This window comes from Streptomyces sp. NPDC004065 (assembly GCF_044903565.1).
GTDB lineage: Bacteria > Actinomycetota > Actinomycetes > Streptomycetales > Streptomycetaceae > Streptomyces.
The window spans coordinates 84,813-101,952 of sequence record NZ_JBJDQT010000002.1 but is presented as its reverse complement, the minus strand read 5'-3'; the positions used below and the strand labels follow the sequence as shown (position 1 = coordinate 101,952).

14 protein-coding genes are annotated in these 17,140 nt (G+C 75.1%); 7 read left to right on the top strand and 7 right to left on the bottom strand.

Translation table 11 applies throughout. The annotated features are described in order from the left end of the window. Positions 1 to 39: 39 nt before the first annotated feature. Complete coding sequence (locus ACI2LW_RS04355) at positions 40 to 228, bottom strand: hypothetical protein (protein WP_404729614.1); 189 nt, start codon at positions 226 to 228, stop codon at positions 40 to 42. Between the two features lie 74 nt (positions 229 to 302). Continuing rightward, complete coding sequence (locus ACI2LW_RS04350; protein WP_404729613.1) at positions 303 to 1,310, bottom strand: Ppx/GppA family phosphatase; 1,008 nt, start codon at positions 1,308 to 1,310, stop codon at positions 303 to 305. A 90-nt stretch (positions 1,311 to 1,400) separates the two neighbouring features. On the opposite strand from ACI2LW_RS04350, the gene ACI2LW_RS04345 reads away from it, so the two are divergent. Together ACI2LW_RS04345 and ACI2LW_RS04340 are read left to right on the top strand one after the other, a co-directional pair. After that, the gene (locus ACI2LW_RS04345) at positions 1,401 to 1,754 is read left to right on the top strand and encodes an ArsR/SmtB family transcription factor (RefSeq protein ID WP_404729612.1); all 354 of its coding nucleotides are present in this window, start codon (positions 1,401 to 1,403) and stop codon (positions 1,752 to 1,754) included. A 4-nt stretch (positions 1,755 to 1,758) separates the two neighbouring features. Beyond that, the gene (locus ACI2LW_RS04340) at positions 1,759 to 2,286 is read left to right on the top strand and encodes an SRPBCC family protein (RefSeq protein WP_404729611.1); all 528 of its coding nucleotides are present in this window, start codon (positions 1,759 to 1,761) and stop codon (positions 2,284 to 2,286) included. A 65-nt stretch (positions 2,287 to 2,351) separates the two neighbouring features. On the opposite strand, the gene ACI2LW_RS04335 is transcribed toward ACI2LW_RS04340, so the two are convergent. From ACI2LW_RS04335 to ACI2LW_RS04320, 4 genes are all read right to left on the bottom strand, one after another. Next, on the bottom strand, positions 2,352 to 5,168 hold the full coding sequence (locus ACI2LW_RS04335; RefSeq protein WP_404729610.1) for an NHLP bacteriocin export ABC transporter permease/ATPase subunit: 2,817 nt from the start codon (positions 5,166 to 5,168) through the stop codon (positions 2,352 to 2,354). A gap of 1 nt (position 5,169) precedes the next feature. Then, complete coding sequence (locus tag ACI2LW_RS04330; RefSeq protein ID WP_404729609.1) at positions 5,170 to 7,395, bottom strand: NHLP family bacteriocin export ABC transporter peptidase/permease/ATPase subunit; 2,226 nt, start codon at positions 7,393 to 7,395, stop codon at positions 5,170 to 5,172. After that, complete coding sequence (locus ACI2LW_RS04325; RefSeq protein ID WP_404729608.1) at positions 7,392 to 8,198, bottom strand: HlyD family efflux transporter periplasmic adaptor subunit; 807 nt, start codon at positions 8,196 to 8,198, stop codon at positions 7,392 to 7,394. Before ACI2LW_RS04325 ends, ACI2LW_RS04330 begins: the two co-directional genes overlap by 4 nt. A gap of 144 nt (positions 8,199 to 8,342) precedes the next feature. Beyond that, positions 8,343 to 8,558 carry a type A2 lantipeptide gene (locus tag ACI2LW_RS04320; protein WP_404729607.1) on the bottom strand — a complete coding sequence of 72 codons (216 nt, stop codon included), beginning with the start codon at positions 8,556 to 8,558 and terminating at the stop codon, positions 8,343 to 8,345. Between the two features lie 644 nt (positions 8,559 to 9,202). Here ACI2LW_RS04320 and ACI2LW_RS04315 point away from each other — a divergent pair. Then, positions 9,203 to 10,705 carry a S1 family peptidase gene (locus ACI2LW_RS04315; RefSeq protein WP_404729606.1) on the top strand — a complete coding sequence of 501 codons (1,503 nt, stop codon included), beginning with the start codon at positions 9,203 to 9,205 and terminating at the stop codon, positions 10,703 to 10,705. Between the two features lie 206 nt (positions 10,706 to 10,911). Here ACI2LW_RS04315 and ACI2LW_RS04310 read toward each other — a convergent pair whose 3' ends face one another. Next, positions 10,912 to 13,074 (bottom strand): SpoIIE family protein phosphatase, encoded by a 2,163-nt coding sequence (locus ACI2LW_RS04310; protein ID WP_404729605.1) that lies wholly within the window; start codon positions 13,072 to 13,074, stop codon positions 10,912 to 10,914. Positions 13,075 to 13,240: 166 nt separating this feature from the next. On the opposite strand from ACI2LW_RS04310, the gene ACI2LW_RS04305 reads away from it, so the two are divergent. From ACI2LW_RS04305 to ACI2LW_RS04290, 4 genes are all read left to right on the top strand, one after another. Then, positions 13,241 to 15,691 carry a SpoIIE family protein phosphatase gene (locus ACI2LW_RS04305; RefSeq protein ID WP_404729604.1) on the top strand — a complete coding sequence of 817 codons (2,451 nt, stop codon included), beginning with the start codon at positions 13,241 to 13,243 and terminating at the stop codon, positions 15,689 to 15,691. A 135-nt stretch (positions 15,692 to 15,826) separates the two neighbouring features. After that, a complete protein-coding gene (locus ACI2LW_RS04300; RefSeq protein WP_404729603.1) occupies positions 15,827 to 16,363 on the top strand; it encodes a hypothetical protein in 537 nt (178 codons plus the stop codon). 38 nt (positions 16,364 to 16,401) lie between these two features. Beyond that, complete coding sequence (locus ACI2LW_RS04295) at positions 16,402 to 16,770, top strand: DUF6479 family protein (protein WP_404729602.1); 369 nt, start codon at positions 16,402 to 16,404, stop codon at positions 16,768 to 16,770. A gap of 151 nt (positions 16,771 to 16,921) precedes the next feature. Further along, positions 16,922 to 17,098, top strand: a complete 177-nt coding sequence (locus ACI2LW_RS04290; RefSeq protein WP_404729601.1) for a hypothetical protein — start codon at positions 16,922 to 16,924, stop codon at positions 17,096 to 17,098. Positions 17,099 to 17,140: the final 42 nt, after the last annotated feature.

Genomic DNA, 17,140 nt, shown 5'->3' with positions numbered 1-17,140 from the left:
CCGTCCCGCACCGCCGCGGGCGGCCGGGAGGCCGGCGCCTCAGTCGCCCTCCGACTCCTCCTGGGCCCGCACATTGGGCGTGCCGGCCTCGCCGGCTTCGCCGCTGTGGCGCCGCTCGCGGGCGCCGTCGACGTCCGTCTCGGCCGACTCGAACTCGCGCAGCACCTCGCCGGCCGCCGTGTCCGGGTGGTCCGTGTGCCCGCCGGCGCGGTCCTTCCGCTCGGTCATGGTCCTCTCCTTCAAGGTCGTCAACGTCTTCGAGGTCTTCGAGGTCGTCGAGGGCTTCGAGGTCTTCACGTCGATCACCTGGTCACGGCCGCCCTGTGCAGCGGCACGGGGTCCGGGGGAGCGGGCTCCTCACTGAGCCGGGAGACCTCCGCCCACCAGGACGGCCCGTCCTCGATGTGCCGCAGCAGCACTCCCTCGCGTATCGCCCAGGGGCAGACGGTGACCGTGCGCAGACCGGTCAGCTTCATCGCCGTGTGCCCGACCACCGCGCCGGCCAGGCTCTGCGCGGCGCGCGGCGCGGAGATGCCGGGCAGCGCGGCGCGCTCGGCCGGGGACAGCGCCGCCAGCCGGCCGATCGCCTCGCGCAGGTCGTCCCGGCGCAGCCGGCGCTCCACGAACGGGCCCTGCCGTCCGGGCGCGGCCCCGCACAGCCGCCCCAGCTGCTGGAAGGTGCGCGAGGTCGCCACCGCGGTGCGCGGTCCCTCCCAGCGGATGCGCGCCGCCGCGTCCCGCAGTTGGTGGCGCACCTTGCGCCGCAGCGCCTTCAGGCGCTCCGGGGTGGGTGGGGCGCCGTCCGGGAAGAACTCGTGCGTCAGCCGTCCCGCGCCCAGCGGCAGCGAGGCCACGAAGTCCGGCAGCCGCCCCCGCCCGAAGGCCACCTCGAGGGAGCCGCCGCCGATGTCGAGCAGGGCCAGCGGGCCGGAGCGCCAGCCCATCCAGCGCCGCGCCCCGAGGAAGGTGAGCTCGGCCTCGACCTCGCCCGGCAGGGTGCACAGCCCGATCCCGGTGCGCGCCCGGACGGCGCGCAGCACCTCCAGCCGGTTCGGGGCGCCGCGCACCACGGCCGTCGCGAAGGCCAGCGGTCCGGCCGCGCCCCACCGGGCGGCGGTCCGGCCCGCCTCACCGACCGCGTGGACGAGCCGCTCCAGCGACTCCTCCGGTATCTCCTGGCCGGGCCGTACCCGCTCCGACAGCCGCAGCTGCCACTTGGCGGTGTGCACCGGCAGCGGCACTCCGCCCTCCGCGTCCGCCACCACCAGCCGGACCGTGTTGGAGCCCACATCCACCACGCTGATTCGCATGGCCGGTCGGGTACCCGGCTCACCGGCTCCATGCCTCTGCCCGCAGCCTATGCCTTGACCGGAATATAACCCGCACGGCATATTGGCTCCATGGCAGACGCCGCGCTCTGGTCCGCGCTCGCCGACCCCCACCGGCGGGCCATCGTCGCCCTGCTCCTCGAGCGGCCCCGGCCGGTCGGGGAGATCGTCGAGGCGTCCGGCCTCAGCCAGCCGAGCACCTCCAAACACCTGCGGGTGCTGCGCGAGGCCGGACTGGTACGGGTACGGCAGGACGCGCAGCGCCGGGTCTACGCCCTCGACCCCGCCCCGATCGCCGCGCTCGACGCCTGGCTCGCCCCCTACCGCAAGCTGTGGGGCGAGAGCCTCGACGCCCTCGGGCGGCGGCTCGACGCGGCGCCGGACGCCACCGCGGACCCGCCCCACCCCGAAGCCCCGAAGGACTGATCCCATGTCCGCCGACCTCACCGGCACCTTTCTGACGCTCCCCGACGGCCGCCCCGCCGTCCGCTTCAGCCGCACGTACGACCACCCCGTCGACCGCGTCTGGCACTTCGTGACCGATCCGGACGAACTCGCCCTGTGGTTCCCCGCCCGCGCCGAGATCGACCTGCGCCCCGGAGGCGCGGTCGACTTCAGCGGCGACCCGCACCTGGCCGACTCCACCGGCCGCGTCCTCGCCGTCGACCCGCCCCGGCACCTGTCCTTCTCGTGGGGAGCCGACGAACTCCGCTTCGACCTGGAGGACCTCGACGGCCGGCGCACCCGCTTCACCCTCACCAACGTGCTCGACGCCGAGGACACCGCCGCCCGCAACGGCGCCGGCTGGGAGGTGTGCCTGGCCGCCCTGGACGCCAGGGCGCGCGGCGAGCGCCCGGCGGGACCGCACGCCGGCGCCGGTGCGCCCTGGAAGGAGTTCTACGCCGGTTACCTCGCCGCCGGGATCCCCGCCGGCGCCCCGGTCCCGGGCCTGGACTGAAACGTACCCGCGAGCGGCCGGCGCCCGGCGAACGGCCCGCACCCGCCCCCGCCCGGCGCACGACCTCAAGCCAACTGGCGCCGCACCAGTTCGTGCAGCCGCCCGCCCGTGTCGGCGAGCAGCTCGGCCGGCGGGCCCTGCTGGGCGATGCGGCCCTCCTCCATCACGATGACCCGGTCGGCGTCCAGCACCGTCGACAGGCGGTGCGCGATGACCACCCGCGTGGCGTTGAGCTTGCGGGTGCTCTCGATCACCGTGCGCTGGGTGTCGTTGTCGAGGGCGCTGGTCGCCTCGTCGAGGAAGAGGATGCGCGGGCGTCTGACCAGCGCCTGCGCGATCATCAGCCGCTGCCGCTGGCCGCCGGAGACCGCGTGGCCGCCCGAGACGATGGTGTGCAGGCCCATCGGCATCCGCCGGATGTCCTCGGCCAGCCCCGCCATCTCCGCCGCCGCCATCGCCTCCTCCGGCGTGCACGGCTCGGTGCCCCGGATGACGTCCAGGATCGACCCGGTGAACGGCTGCGCGTGCTGCAGCACCACCCCGCACTGCCGGCGCACGGCCGACTGGTCCAGGGCGGCCAGGTCCTGGCCGTCGTACAGCACACTGCCCGACAGCGGACGGTCGAAGCCGATCAGCAGTCTCAGCAGCGTCGACTTGCCGCAGCCGCTCGGGCCGACGATCGCCACGAACTCGCCCGGGCGCACCCGGAAGGAGACGTCGTCGAGGACCAGCGGGCCGTCGTCGCCGTAGCGGAAGGACAGCCGCCGTGCCTCGATCGCACCGGACAGCGGCCCCGGCCGGGTGCTGCCCGAGCGCACCTCCGGCGCGGCGTCCAGCACCGGCCTGATCTCCTCGAACAACGGCAGCGCGGCCACCGCCGAGACGAAGGCGCCGGTCAGCTGGGTGACGGAGGTCAGCAGCATGGTCACCGAGGTGCTGAAGGTCAGGAACGCCGCCGCCGACATCGACCCGCGCGCCGGGCCGGCCAGCAGCATGAACATCACCAGCGTGCACACCGGCAGGTACACCGCGCCCAGCACCGTGGTCAGGTTCTTGATCCGCCCCACCCGGCGCTGCAGCTCACGGCTGCGCGCGAACCGCTCGGCCCAGGCCGCGTAGGCGTAGTTCTCCGCGGCGGCCACCCGCAGCTTGGGCAGCCCGCGCAGGGTCTGGAACGCCTGGTTGTTCAGCTTGTTGGTGAGCACCACCAGCCGCCGCTGCCAGCGCACCTGCCACAGGCCCAGCCCGAGGAACACCGCCGCGATCACCACCAGCATGCCGATCGCCACCAGCGCCATGGACGCGCTGTACCAGAACAGCAGCGCCAGGTTCATCGCGCCCACGGTCACCGACTGGGCGACCACCGGGCCGACCCCCGCCAGCAGCCGGCGGACCGCGCTGATGCCCATGGCCGCGCTCGCCAGCTCACCGGTGGAACGCTCGGTGAAGAACTTCGTCGGCAGCCTCAGCAGGCGGTCCCACACCGCGGGCTGCAGCGTCGCCTCGATGCGTCCCTCCAGCCGCAGCACCGTCAGGTTCTCCAGCAGCATGAAGGCCGCGGCCACCACGCTGCTGACCATCACCGCCAGACACACCTGCGCGATCGGCCCCTGCCGCGCGCTGGGCACGTACTGGCCGAGCACCTTGCCGGTCGCCACCGGCACCAGCGCGCCCAGGGCGACCGTCACCAGCCCGCTCAGCAGCAGGTTCAGCATGTCCTGGCGGGTGCCGCGCAGGCCGAAGCGCAGCAGGCCGAGGAAACCGGGCCGGCGCTCGGGCAGCGGGCGGTAGAACATCACCGCGCGCGGCTCGAACTCCGCCGCGTTGGCCTTCTCCACCGGCGTCTCCCGCCCGGTGGCCGGATGCACGGCGACATAGCCGCCGCGCCGCCACAGCAGCGCCACCGGCGCCCCGGACAGCGTCCGGTGCCCGACCAGCGGGCCGATGTCCTCCCGCCACCAGCGGCCCTGGAGCCGTACGGTCCGGGTGCGCACCCGGGAGGCCAGGGCGACCTGCTCCACGGGGTCGAGGCGGTCGCTCCCGGTCCCCGGCCGCGGCGGCGCGGCGAGCGCGATGCCGGCGGCCCGGGCGACGATCTCGCAGGCCGCGTAGGTGGCGTCGGCGTCGGCGGCCGTGGCGCGCCCGGCCGGGGACCGGCCCAGGGACGCCAGCAGCGCCTGGTCCGCCTGCGCGCGCACCTCCTCACCGGCGCGGATGCCGGCCGCCGCGCGCGACTCGTGGGTGCGCTCCAGATCCTCGATCCAGCGGTCCAGCGCCGTCAGCAGCCGGTACTGCTGGTCGACCATGCTCTGCCAGACGCCGGGGTCCATCAGCAGGTCGCCCGCCGCCTCAGCGCCGTACACCGCCCCGTACTGGACGCTGCCCGGCGGCACCCGCATCCAGAACACGTCGTCGTCGGCGGGCGCGGCGGCCCGCTCCTCGGCCATCGGCGCCTGGAACAGCACGGACAGGCCGCGTCCCACGCCGAGCGCCAGGGCATGCTCCAGCGGGCTCGACTGCGGCGGCACGTACTGCGGGTTGCCGTACGCGTCGTACGACCAGGTCCCCGTCTGCGCCGGCTCGTACAGCTCGCGCAGGCCGACGCGGTGCACCACGCAGTCGCGCAGCGGACGCGCCACCAGGGTGTGCTGCGGGCCCGCGACCGGGCCGAGCAGCAGCGAGCCCGCCTCCAGCCGGCCCAGGTGGTGCCAGTGCCCCTGCCGCTGCGCGTCGACCGCGAACAGGTCCAGCGCCCCGGACGCGACCAGCCACAGGACCTGCGGGCCCTCCAGATCGAGGCGCGTCAGTCCGGCGCAGTGGACCGGCGCGCCCAGCGAACCGAGCGCCGTCAGGACCGGATCGCCCTCCGTCACGGCCGTCATCTCACCGCTCCCTGACCAGCGCGGCGTACGCGCCGCCGCGTGCCACCAGTTCCTCGTGCCGTCCGCGCTCGACGACCGTGCCGTGCTGGAGCACCACGATCTCGTCGCTGTCGCGCACCGTGGACAGCCGGTGCGCGATCACCACGCACGCGCAGCCGCGCCGCCGCAGGTTGTCCATGACGACCTGCTCGGTCTCGGCGTCCAGCGCGCTCGTCACCTCGTCGAGGACGAGGATGCTGGGCCGCCGCACCAACGCCCGGGCGATCTCCAGGCGTTGCCGCTGCCCGCCGGAGAAGTTGCGCCCGTCCTGCTCGACCGGGGAGTGGATGCCGCCGGGACGCCGCGCGACGACGTCGTACAGCGCCGCGTCCCGCAGCGCCTGCGTCACGGCCTCGTCCGGGATCGACGGGTCCCACAGCGCCACGTTGTCGCGCACCGTGCCCTCGAAGAGGAACACGTCCTGGTCGACGAAGGACACGGAGGCCGCCAGCGCCCCGCGCGGGATGTCCTCCAGACGCCGCCCGTCGATGCGGATCACCCCCTCCCACGGTGTGTACAGGCCGGCGATCAGCCGGGAGACCGTGGACTTCCCGCTGCCCGAGCCGCCGACCAGCGCCACCTGCCGGCCGGGGCCCACGGTCAGGTCGAAGCCGGTCAGCAGCGGCTTGTCCAGCGGGCTGTAGCCGAAGGTGACGTTCTCCAGCTCGACGTGCCCGCGCAGCCGGCGGGTGGAGTCGCCCGCGCCGGGCCGGGCGTACACCGGGTCGGTGCGGAAGTTCTCCACGTCCTTCAGCCGGGCCACGTCCGCGGCGAAGTCCTGGATGCGCCCCGCCACCCCGTTGAGCCGGGTCAGCGGCGCGGTGAAGCGGGTCACCAGCGCCTGGAACGCCACCAGCAGACCCACCGAGACATGGCCCTCGACGGCCCGCATCCCGCCGATCCACAGGATCAGCGCGCTGTTGAGGGTGGCCAGCGTCGGCGCCACCACGCCCAGCCAGGCGCCCGGCACACCGAGCCGCTGCTGCTCCTCGAGCGTGGCGGCGTGCTGCCCCGCCCAGGTGCGGAAGTAGCCGTCCTCGCCGCCGGTCGCCTTCATCGTCTCGATCAGTTGCAGCCCGGTGTAGGCCGTGTTGGTGAGCCGGGCGGTGTCGGCGCGCAGCTTCGCCGTGCGGGTGGCGCGCAGCCGTACGACGACCCGCATGGCCACGATGTTCAGCAGCGCCACGCCGATGCCGACGAACGTCAGTTGCGGATCGTAGGTGTACAGCAGTACCGCGTAGAGCACCACGACCACCGCGTCCACGCCCGCGGCGGCGAGGTCGCGGGCCAGTGTCTCGGCCACCGCGTCGTTGGACTGCAGCCGCTGCACCAGGTCGGCCGGGCTGCGCTGGGCGAAGAAGGTGACCGGCAGCCGCAGCAGATGGCGCAGGAAGCGGGCGCCGGACAGGGTGGAGGAGACGATCCGGCCGTGCAGCAGGTTGGCCTGCTGCAGCCAGGTCAGCACGACGGTGAGCAGCACGCACGCCCCCATGGACGCGAACAGCACGCCGAGGAGCGAACTCTGACCGCCTATCAGGTACGTGTCGATGTAGGTGCGGCTGAGCGCGGGCACCGCCGCGCCGACCGCCACCAGCAGCAGGCTGGCCAGCACCGCGGCGGGCAGCGTGCCCGCGGTGCCGCGCAGCCGGGCCGGCAGGGCGCCCAGGACGCCGGGCCTGCGGCCGCCCCGGGTGAAGTCCTCGCCCGGCTCCATCACGAGGACCACGCCGGTGAAGGAGGTGTCGAAGTCCTCCATGGGCACGAACCGCCGGCCCTTGGCGGGGTCGTTGACGTACACCCCGCGCCGGCCCAGCCGGCGGCCCATGCCGTCGTAGACGACGTAGTGGTTGAACTCCCAGAACAGGATGGCGGGCGCGGCGACCTCGGCGAGGGCCGCGGTGTCCATCTGCATGCCCTTGGCGGTCAGGCCGTAACCGCGCGCCGCCTTCAGCAGGTTGCTCGCGCGCGAGCCGTCCCGGGACACGCCGCACGCGATGCGCAGCTCCTCCAGCGGGACGTGCCGGCCGTAGTGGCCGAGCACCATGGCGAGCGAGGCGGCGCCGCACTCCACGGCCTCCATCTGCAGCACGCTGGGGGTGCGCACGGTCCTCCGCCGCCCCTTGGGGACCGGACGTCTCGGCGGCGGGGCGGCGCGCCGGCGTCCCCGGGTCTCGCGGGCGGCGGTCACGGCAGCAGCCAGTCGACGGGCCGCTGGTCGGCCAGGCGGACCGAGGCGGTGGCCGGGGTCATGGACTCCAGCCGGGACGGCGGGCCGTCCGCGGTGGACCAGCGGTAGCCGCTCCTGGTGGCGGACGACTTCTCCAGCCGTACGAGCACGGCGACGGGCCTGCCGTTCCGGGTCAACTGCTCGGCCAGCTGGGCGTCCCCGAGGTACGCGGCGATCTGCCGGGCCGACTGGGCGGAGCGGCCCACCGACTTCACCCGGCCGCGCAGCACGCCGTAGCGCTGGGCCGGCACCGAGGAGACGGTCAGGTCCACGGGAGCGCCGGGCGGGATCGACGCGGCGCTGCGGGCGGGGACGTACACCGTCGCGTACAGCGGGTCGGAGGCGCGGGCGGTCTTCTCGACGGCGGCGACGTTCGCCCCGGTGGAGATGATCTGGCCGATGGTGGCGGCGAGCGCGGTGACCCGGCCCGCGGCGACCGTGCGCACCGGCTCCTCGCCCCGGCTCGTACGGACCTTCAGCACCGGCGCTCCGGCCGGCAGCCGTTCGCCCTCCTCGGCGAGGACCGCGGTGACCTGGCCGGCCACCGGGCTCTGCAGCAGATAGCTGCCCTGCCCGTGGGTGAGGACGGCCTGCGCGCCGACGGTGGAGGACACGGAACCCGTCACGGCCCACACCGAGGCCGCGGCCATCGCGGCGAGCGTGACGGACAGCACGAGCCATCCCCGGGGACGGGCCAGCCGCACCGGGAGGTCGAGCTCCTCGGCCGACTGGAGCCTGGCGAGGGCCTGCTGGCGGAACTGCACGGGACTTGCCTCACCTGTGCGGATGCGACGAGCGAACGGGACGGGACGCCGGGCGCGCCGGCCGCTCCCCGGGGAGCGGGCGCGGGCACCCGTGAGCCCCGGAACCGGCGTACGGCTCCGGGACTCGACGGCAACGTGGTGCGATCAGAGACCGGCGACCAGGTTGGTGGCCGGGGCCACGCTCAGGCCGGTCACGCCCTCGACGGTGCCGACGGCCGTGTCGGCCAGGCCGCTCACCGGGGCGACGCCGTCCACCAGGCCGGTGACGGCGCCGAGGGCGTTCACCGACAGGCCGCCGGAGACGTTGTCGAGCTCGGCGTCGGAGATCTCGACGGTCTCAACCTGGGGGGTGGAGTTCATGATGGAACTTCCCTTCCTATGGGGATACTTCACAAGGGGGGAGCGGCCCCCTCCGGGAACCAGCGGACGGCCGCGGCCGCGGGTGCCGGACGCCAGATTCCCAAGCGCCCGGCGGGGCCCCGCGACGCGATGGATGTAAGCACGCCACGCCCTGCCGCTTCCACTTCAACCAGGGCTCTCACCAGGGAATTTGCCGGGTGGCGGGCCCCGTCCGTGCAGGTGTGGGCACGGCATGTCGGCGACTTCTTCACATGCCGCACGGCATCGGCCCAGCCGCCCTCTTGCCCGCCGGCCGGCGAATCCGGCACTCCGCGCCAATGGCGCCCCCGGGGGCGCGCGATTGTGCAGATCCGCCGCGCGCGGTGACCGCGTTGGGCAGTCGCTGTGCAGATTCCCTGAAGCCGGGATTCCGCTCCCTTCCGGCCACTGGGCGTGACCGCTTGGTGGCCTTGCGTCGCGTACTGCGGCCCCGTGCTCCACTTCGCGTGCGTGCCGGGGGAGTTGGCCGATTCGGCGCGGTGGGACCGCAGTTGGCAAACGGAATTGAACGCACCGCTCCTCCCGTGCGTACCAACGGCCATCCAGGCGTCCCCGACGAGCTGCCGAACGGCGGCACAGACCCCGTCCCCAGGAGGTCGAGAAGTTTGAGTCACAAGCGAATCCCGAAGCGCAAGGCCGCGATAGCGGTGGGCGGCGTCGCGGCGCTGGGCGCGGCGGCGATACTGCTCCCCAACGCCAACGCCTCCCAGGACGGCGGGGCGGACAACGCCGCGCCGAGGACCCTGAAGGCGACGGACGCCTCGAATCTCGCCTCGCAGCTCGCGCAGGCGCTCGGCGACGCCTTCGCCGGCTCCTACTACGACGGCGGCAAGCAGCAGCTCGTCGTCAACGTGGTGAACGGCGACAAGAACGTGATCGTGCAGGCCAAGAAGGCCGGTGCGGCCGTCCGCGAGGTCAGCAACAGCACGGCCGAACTGAAGTCCGCCGCCCGCACCCTGAAGGCCAAGGCCACGATCCCCGGCACCGCCTGGGCCGTGGACCCGCGCACGAACAAGGTCGTCGTCACCGCCGACAGCACCGTCACCGGCGCCAAGTGGAACAGACTCGAGTCGACCGTCCAGGGCCTGGGCTCCGGCATGGCCACCCTGAAGAAGTCCGCCGGCACCTTCAAGACCTTCGCCTCCGGCGGCGACGCCATCTTCGCAAAGGCGCAGGGCGGCACCGTCCGCTGCTCCCTCGGCTTCAACGTCACGGCCTCCGACGGCAGTCCCGCCTTCCTGACGGCCGGTCACTGCGGTGTCGCGGCCAAGCAGTGGGCCGACGCGCAGAACGGGCAGCCGGTCGCCACGGTGGACCAGGCGACCTTCCCCGGCAGCGACTTCTCCCTCGTCAAGTACGACGACCCGGCCACCCAGGCGCCCAGCGACGTCAACGTGGGCAACGGGCAGACCGTCCAGATCAACCAGGCGGCGGACGCCACCGTGGGCCAGACGGTCTTCCGGATGGGCAGCACCACCGGACTGCACAACGGCACCGTCACCGGCCTCGACGCCACGGTCAACTTCCAGAGCGAGACGAACCCGGGCGGCGTCGACACGGTCAACGGCCTCATCCAGACCAACGTCTGCGCCGAGCCCGGCGACAGCGGCGGTTCCCTGTTCACCCAGGACGGCGCGGCGCTGGGCCTCACCTCGGGCGGCAGCGGCGACTGCACCCAGGGCGGCGAGACCTTCTTCCAGCCGGTGACGGCGGCCCTGCAGGCGACCGGCGCGACGCTCGGCGCGGGCGGCGGCGCGGGCGCGGGCAACGGCGCGGGCGCGGGCGCGGGCGACCAGCAGGGTGCGGGCAACGGCGCGGGCGACCAGCAGGGCGCGGGTCAGCAGGGCGCCGGGGACCAGTCCGGCGCGGGTCAGCAGGGCGCGGGCGAACAGTCCGGTGCCGGCCAGCAGGGTGCGGGCGACCAGTCGGGCGCGGGTCAGCAGGGCGCCGGGGACCAGTCCGGTGCCGGTCAGCAGGGCGCGGGCGACCAGTCCGGTGCCGGTCAGCAGGGCGCGGGCGACCAGTCCGGCGCCGGGGCTGCCCACGGCTCGGGCGCGGCGCAGGGCTCGGGCGCGGCGCAGGGCTCGGGGAGCGCCCCGGGTCACTGACCGAGGCTTCCCCACACCGTGACCCGGCCCCCCGGCCGGGTCCCCCTCGGTCACCGGCCGGCCAGTCAGCGGTTCCGGCCGGCCGGTGGAGCGGTCCGGCCCTCCGGCGGGAGGGCCGGACCGCTCCTGTGCGCGGCGTCCGCCCGCCGCGCGGCGCCCCCCGCACCGCCGCCCCCTGCACCGCCCCGCCCCCTGAACGGCCGCCCCTACGCGGCCTGCGCCCGCCCGTCCCCGCGGGCCCGCAGCAGGAGTACCGCCACGTCGTCGATCCGCTCCCGGGCCGCCGTGCTGTGCCGCACCAGGCGGTCGGCCAGTTCGCCCAGCGGGAGGTGCCCGGCCTCGTTCAGTTGCCGCCCCAGCCGCGCCAGGGCCTCCTCCAGGTCGACGCCGGGCGACTCCACCAGCCCGTCGGTGTACAGGACCAGCACCGAGCCCGGGGCGAGGCCGACCGCCGTCGTCGGATAGGAGGCCGCCGCGTCGATGCCGAGCAGCGGCCCGCCGGCCAGGTCGAGCACGCGTACCCGCCCGTCCGGCCGTCTCAGCAGCGGCGGCGGATGCCCCGCACGCGCCATCACGGCACACCCCTGCGCCGCGTCGAGCCGCAGGTACAGGCAGCTGGCGAACAGCTCCACCCCGAGGTCCATCAGCAGCCGGTTGGTGCTGCGCATGACCTGCTGCGGCTCCTGCCCCACCGCCGTGTAGGCGCGCACGGCGGTGCGCAGCTGCCCCATCAGCCCCGCCGCCGTCACATTGTGGCCCTGGACGTCCCCGATCACGGCCGCCGCCGTGGGCCGGGTGGGCACCAGGTCGTAGAAGTCGCCGCCGATCTCCATGCCCTGGGTGGCCGGCAGATAGCGCGCGGCGGCGTCGAAGCCGGGCACCCTGGGCAGCGAGTGCGGCAGCAGCGCCTGCTGCAGACCGTGCGCCAGCCGGTGCTTGGCGTCGTAGAGCCGGGCCCGCTCCAGCGCCTGGGCGATCAGCCCGGCGATGCTGGTCAGCACGGCCCGCTCCTCGGCCGGGAAGGGATGGGCGTCCGCATAGGCCAGCACACAGGTGCCCACCGGCCGCCCGGAGGCGATCAGCGGGAGGTAGGCCCAGGCCGCGAAGCCGTCCCGGGCCGTCTGCTCACCCGGATACAGCCGCTCCAGCTGGTGCCGGCAGTCGAAGAAGGCGGGCACCCCGGTGGAGAGCACGTGCGTCCCGGGCGTCGGGGCGCCGAGCGGCGTCCCGTGGAACCCGTCGACGATCCGCGGGTCCGGGTAGCCCCGGTGCCCCAGCACGTGCAGCCGCCCCGACTGCGAACCGAGCACCAGCAGCGCCTGGCCGCCCACGGCGGGCACGATCTCGTCCGCGACCAGCTGCACCACGTCCTGCACGCTCACCGCCTCGGTCAGCGCCCCCGCCAGCCCCAGCACCTGCGAGATCGCCACCAGGCTGGAGGACCCCATGCCGGCCGGAGGCGCGCCCCGGCCCAGCTCGGACACCGGCCGGGCCCGGGTGATGCGCACGCTCAGTCCGTTGGTGGTCGGGTACATGCGGAACGACAGCCAGTCGCCGGGCGGGCGCAGCGCGACGAACGACGTGACCTGCTGGCTGATCAGCGCGCCCCGGTAGCGGTCCTCGTACATCGGGTCGTTCAGCCACGGCACCGACGACCACAGCCGGGTGCCGAGCAGCTCGCCGACGCCCTTGCCGAGCAGCTCGGCCGCCGCCGGGTTGGCGAAGGAGACGCGGCCGTGCAGGTCGAGCGAGGCCAGCCCGTACGGCAGCCGGGCCACCATGCGGACCGCCTCCTCGGAGCCCAGCGTGCCCGACAGCCCGCCGGCCGGGGGAGCGTCCAGCAGGTCCGGCTCGGGCCGGACCGGGCGCCGCTCGGCCGTGGCCCGCTCCAGCCGCAGCGCCAGCCGGTCGCAGGCGGCGGTCAGGTGCTCGCGCTCCCAGTCGGACAGGACCGGCGGATGCGATCCGGGCCAGGTCACGAACACCGCGCCGTACACGGTGGCAGGGGTGCTCACGGGCAGCGCGGCGAGCGCGAACGGGTACGGCAGCACCACGGCGATCCGCGGATAACGGCGGGCCATCTCCTCCTCGCCGCCGACCCAGATCAGCCGCCGCTCGCGCACCGCCCGGGCGACCGGGATCGGCGCGCTCAGCCCGACCCGCTCCCAGGGCGCGGCGAACGCCCGCGGCATCCCGGCCATCACCGCCATCTCCAGCACCGGCTGGTCGGGGGACAGCAGGTAGACCGCGCCCGAGTGGGCGTGGACCTCGTCCATCATCGACGCCAGCGCCAGGGACAGCAGCGGGCGGTCCACCGGCCGGCCGGCGGCGGCCGGAGCGGGCCCGCGCCCCTCGGTCACGCCGACCACCTCCTCGTACGGCCGCGCGACGGCCCCCGGGGTACAAGGCTGCCCCCTGGCGGGCCGGTGCGCACGGCGAGCGGTGGGCGCCGCGTTCGAAACATTTCGACGGCGGCGCCGGGGAAAACGTCCGGAACCGTCACAGGGGCTGCGCAGGCGGCCGATACGCGCTGTAATGGCCAACGTGGTCAGTGAGGGCGCTACGGCACGCAGAACGAGAAGTTCGCGGGCCGAACTTGCCCTCAAGACGCTCACGTCCGCCCCGTTCACCGAGGACCGGCTGCGCCGCGTACTGGAACAGGCCCTCGTCTTCACCGGCGCCGCCTTCGTGGCCGTGTACACCCGGGGCGACTCCGGCGACCTGCTGTGCCTGAGGGAGTCGGCGGGCGTGCCCAAGGCGCTGTACGGGCTGCGCGACACCTACCCGGTGCCCGGGGGCTCGACGGTGGCCGAAGCGCTGCGCACCGGGCGGGCCGCGTGGCTCGGCCCGGCGGAGCTCGCCGAGTGCGCCGAGGCCCGCCGGATGCCGGCCGGTGACGTGTTCCTGGCCGTGCTGCCGCTGCGTGACGTCGCCGGCTGCCTGCTCGCCGTCACCGAGAACCCGGGCGGCTTCGACACCGAGGACCGCGAGTGCCTGGACCTCGTGACGGAGGCCGTGGCCTGCCCCGCGCCCGCCGAGGCGGCGCACGGGGAGGAACTGCCGCCCGGTGCGTTCACCCTCGCCATGGACAGCGGACGGGTCGAGGTCGGCGACGACATCCTCGCCCTGTTCGGGGTCGGCCGCACCGACTTCGACGGCAGGGTGGAGACCCTGCTGTCCCTGACCGTGCCGGAGGACCTGCCCTCGCTGATGTCCGTGGTCGAGGCGGACCACATGTCGATCGGCGAGCGGGAGCTGGAGTTCCGCATCCTGCAGCCCGACGGTCCGCCGAGGTGGCTGCGGCTGCGCGGCCGGCTGCTGCCCGGCGGGGAGGGACACCCGCCCCGGCTGGTGGGCACGGTCACCGACGCCTCCACCCTCCGCGCCGGCGTCACCGATGTGACCCGCGTCCAGCGGCTGGCCGCCGCCCTGGCGACCGCCGGCACCGTGCAGGACGTCAGCAAGGCCGTCGTCGCCGCCCTGCGCAAGCCGCTCCAGGCCGACCGGATCGCCCTGGCCGAACTCGAGAACGACCGGCTGGTCGTCACCGTCCTGGACCCGCCCGAACCCGAGGCCTGGCCCGAGCTGTGGCGCCGGGAGTGGCGTACCGAGTGGCCGGACGCGCCGGTACGGGCGATGCCCACCCTGGCCGCCGCCCTGCGGGAGGGACGCGCCCAGATCTGGCCCGCCGGAACCGCCCTGGAACCGGCCCTCGCGGAAGTGGGACCCGGCGGCCTCGCCGTGCTGCCGCTGCCCGCGGCCGGCCGCATGGCCGGCGCCTGCCTGATCGGCTGGGACGAACCCCACGACTTCGGCCCCGACGAGCGCGCCCTGCTCACCGCCTCGGCCGGCCTCGCCGGGCAGGCACTGCTGCGCGCCCACGCCTTCGACGCCGAGCACGAACTCGTCGGGATGCTCCAGCGCACCCTGCTCCCGCGCCGCCTGCCCAAGCTGCCCGGCGCCGAGGCCGTGGCCCGCTATCTGCCCGCGACGGCCGGCCTGGAGGTCGGCGGCGACTGGTACGACGTCATCCCGCTGCCCGACAACCACGTCGCGCTGGTCATCGGAGACGTCCAGGGGCACAGCGCGGCGGCGGCGACGCTGATGGGCCAGATGCGCACCGCGCTGCGCGCCTACGCCGCCGAGGGCCACCCCCCGGACGTGGTCGTCTCCCACGCCAACCGGCTGCTGCTGGAGCTGGAGACCGACCTGTTCGCCACCTGCGCCTACGCCGACGTCGACATGGAGACGGGCTCCGCCTGGTGCGTGCGCGCCGGGCACCTGCCGCCGGTGGTGCGCCATCCGGACGGCGAGGTGGAGATCGTCGAGACCGAGGGCGGGCCGCCGCTGGGCGTGGTGTCCGAGGCCGAGTTCCCGATGACGCCCCTCAGGCTCCAGCCGGGCAGCGTGCTCGCCCTGACCACGGACGGTCTCGTGGAGTGCCCCACCGCCGACATCGACGACGGCATGCACCGCTTCGCCGGCGGACTGGCCGCCGCCGACCCCGCCCACCTGGGACTGGTCGCCGACGCGCTGCTCGGCGGCGCGGGCCGGGCCGACGACATCGCCCTGCTGCTCATGCGCTACGACGGCATGTCGGTGCACCCGCTCCGGGAGAGCTGGACGGTGTGGCGGGTGCCCGAGGCGGCCCGGCACGCCCGCCGCTTCACCCGGCGCACCCTGCGCACCTGGGGCGTGAGCGAGGACGACACCGACGCCATCCTGCTGGTGGTGTCCGAGCTGGTCACCAACGCCCTGGTGCACACCGACGGCCAGGTCCGCCTGGACCTGACCCTGGTCAACCACCGGTTGCGCGTGGCGGTGGCCGACGCCTCGCCCCGTACGCCGATCAAGCCGACGAGCATCGGCTGGGAGGCCACCGGCGGCCGGGGCATCCTCCTGGTCGAGGCGATGTCCACGGCCTGGGGCACCCTGCCGGTCAGCGGCGGCAAGCAGGTGTGGTGCGAGATGGTCCTGGGACGGTGAGGGGCGGGCCGGCCGCCGCGCGCGCCGGCGGGGCGGCGCCCCCTGCCCGGGCGCGTCCCCCACACGGGTGCGCCGCGCCCGGGCACGGCAGGTCGTGATCGCGGCGGGGGTGCGCCGCGCTTAGGGTCCTGGACTGTGTCACACACCTTCGAAGAACTCGTGGCCAAGCAGCGGGCGGCCGACGAGGCCCACACCCGCGTCGAGCAGCTGCGGGAGTTCTACGGGCCGCCCGTCGAGGCCCGGTGGTCGTCGGCGCAGAGCCACACCTACGAGACGGCCCTGCGGGCCTGGCGCGACCTGGCCCGCGATCTGACGGCCGCGCTGATCGAGTACGCGTCCCAGGAGGGGCGCTCCCGCACCGAGATCACGGCCGAGGTCGAGGCGGCGGCCCGGGGCGCGGGGCGGACGGGCTCGGCGGGCGCCGGTCCTGCGCGGGGCGGCGGCCCGGACACCGGGGAGCCCGGCGCGGGCGGCCCGGGGGAGGGCCCGGGCGCGGGGGAGGGTCCGGGTACGGGTCCGGGGGAGGGTCCGGGTACGGGTACGGGGGAGGGTCCGGGTACGGGTACGGGTACGGGGGAGGGAGAGGGACCGGGTACGGGTACGGGGGAGGGAGAGGGACCGGGTACCGGGGAGGGCGGCCAGGAGGCCGGCGGCTCGCGGGGCGGCGGCTGACACGTATCCCGCCCGGCGGGGCCGGGTACCCGTCGGCCATGGACACCACCCGGTACGAAGCGGCCGCCGCGGGCTCGGCCTTCGGCGGCGTCGTCATCGTCGTCGGCGGGCTCGTCATCGCCGCCGCCCTGATCTGGGCCGTACGGCTCGGCATCGGGGTCAAGCAGCGCGAGCCGAGGACCCCGCGGGGCGGCGAGCACCCGACCCGGCCGGAATCCGGACCGGCCCACGAGACGCGCCAGCGGCGCGAGCCGGACGAGGTGCCCCGCGCCGAGGAGACCGGCCGCCGTCTGACCCCGCACGAACTCGGCTCCTCCGGGAGCAGGCGCAGCCAGGAGCAGACCCGGCCGCGCTGGGAGGACGGCACCGGCGGCTCCTTCGGCAGCGGCGGCCCCGGCGGTACCTAGCCGATCGACCCGCAGGGCGGGCGCGTGCGTTTGGGGGCGCCGGCCGCGGGGACCCGGGCGGCCAGGACCACGGGGGCGGGGGAACGGACCACCGTGGGGGCGGGGGGAACGGACCACCGTAGAACCGGACGCAGAAAGTGGATGAGGCGTCGTGAGCGCGCACACCAGTGACAAACCCGTCGTCCAGCGACCCGAGACGGGCTGGGCCACGGCCCGCCGGGTGCGCTCCGAGGGAGTGCGCACCTGCGTGCCGGCGGTCCGGAAGGGCAGCGGCCCCGACCGCGTGCGCACGGGCCCCGAGTCGAACATCGTGCGGGGCGAGGACTGAACCGCCGCCGCCTCAGCCGTGGGTCTTGGCCAGGACCACGGC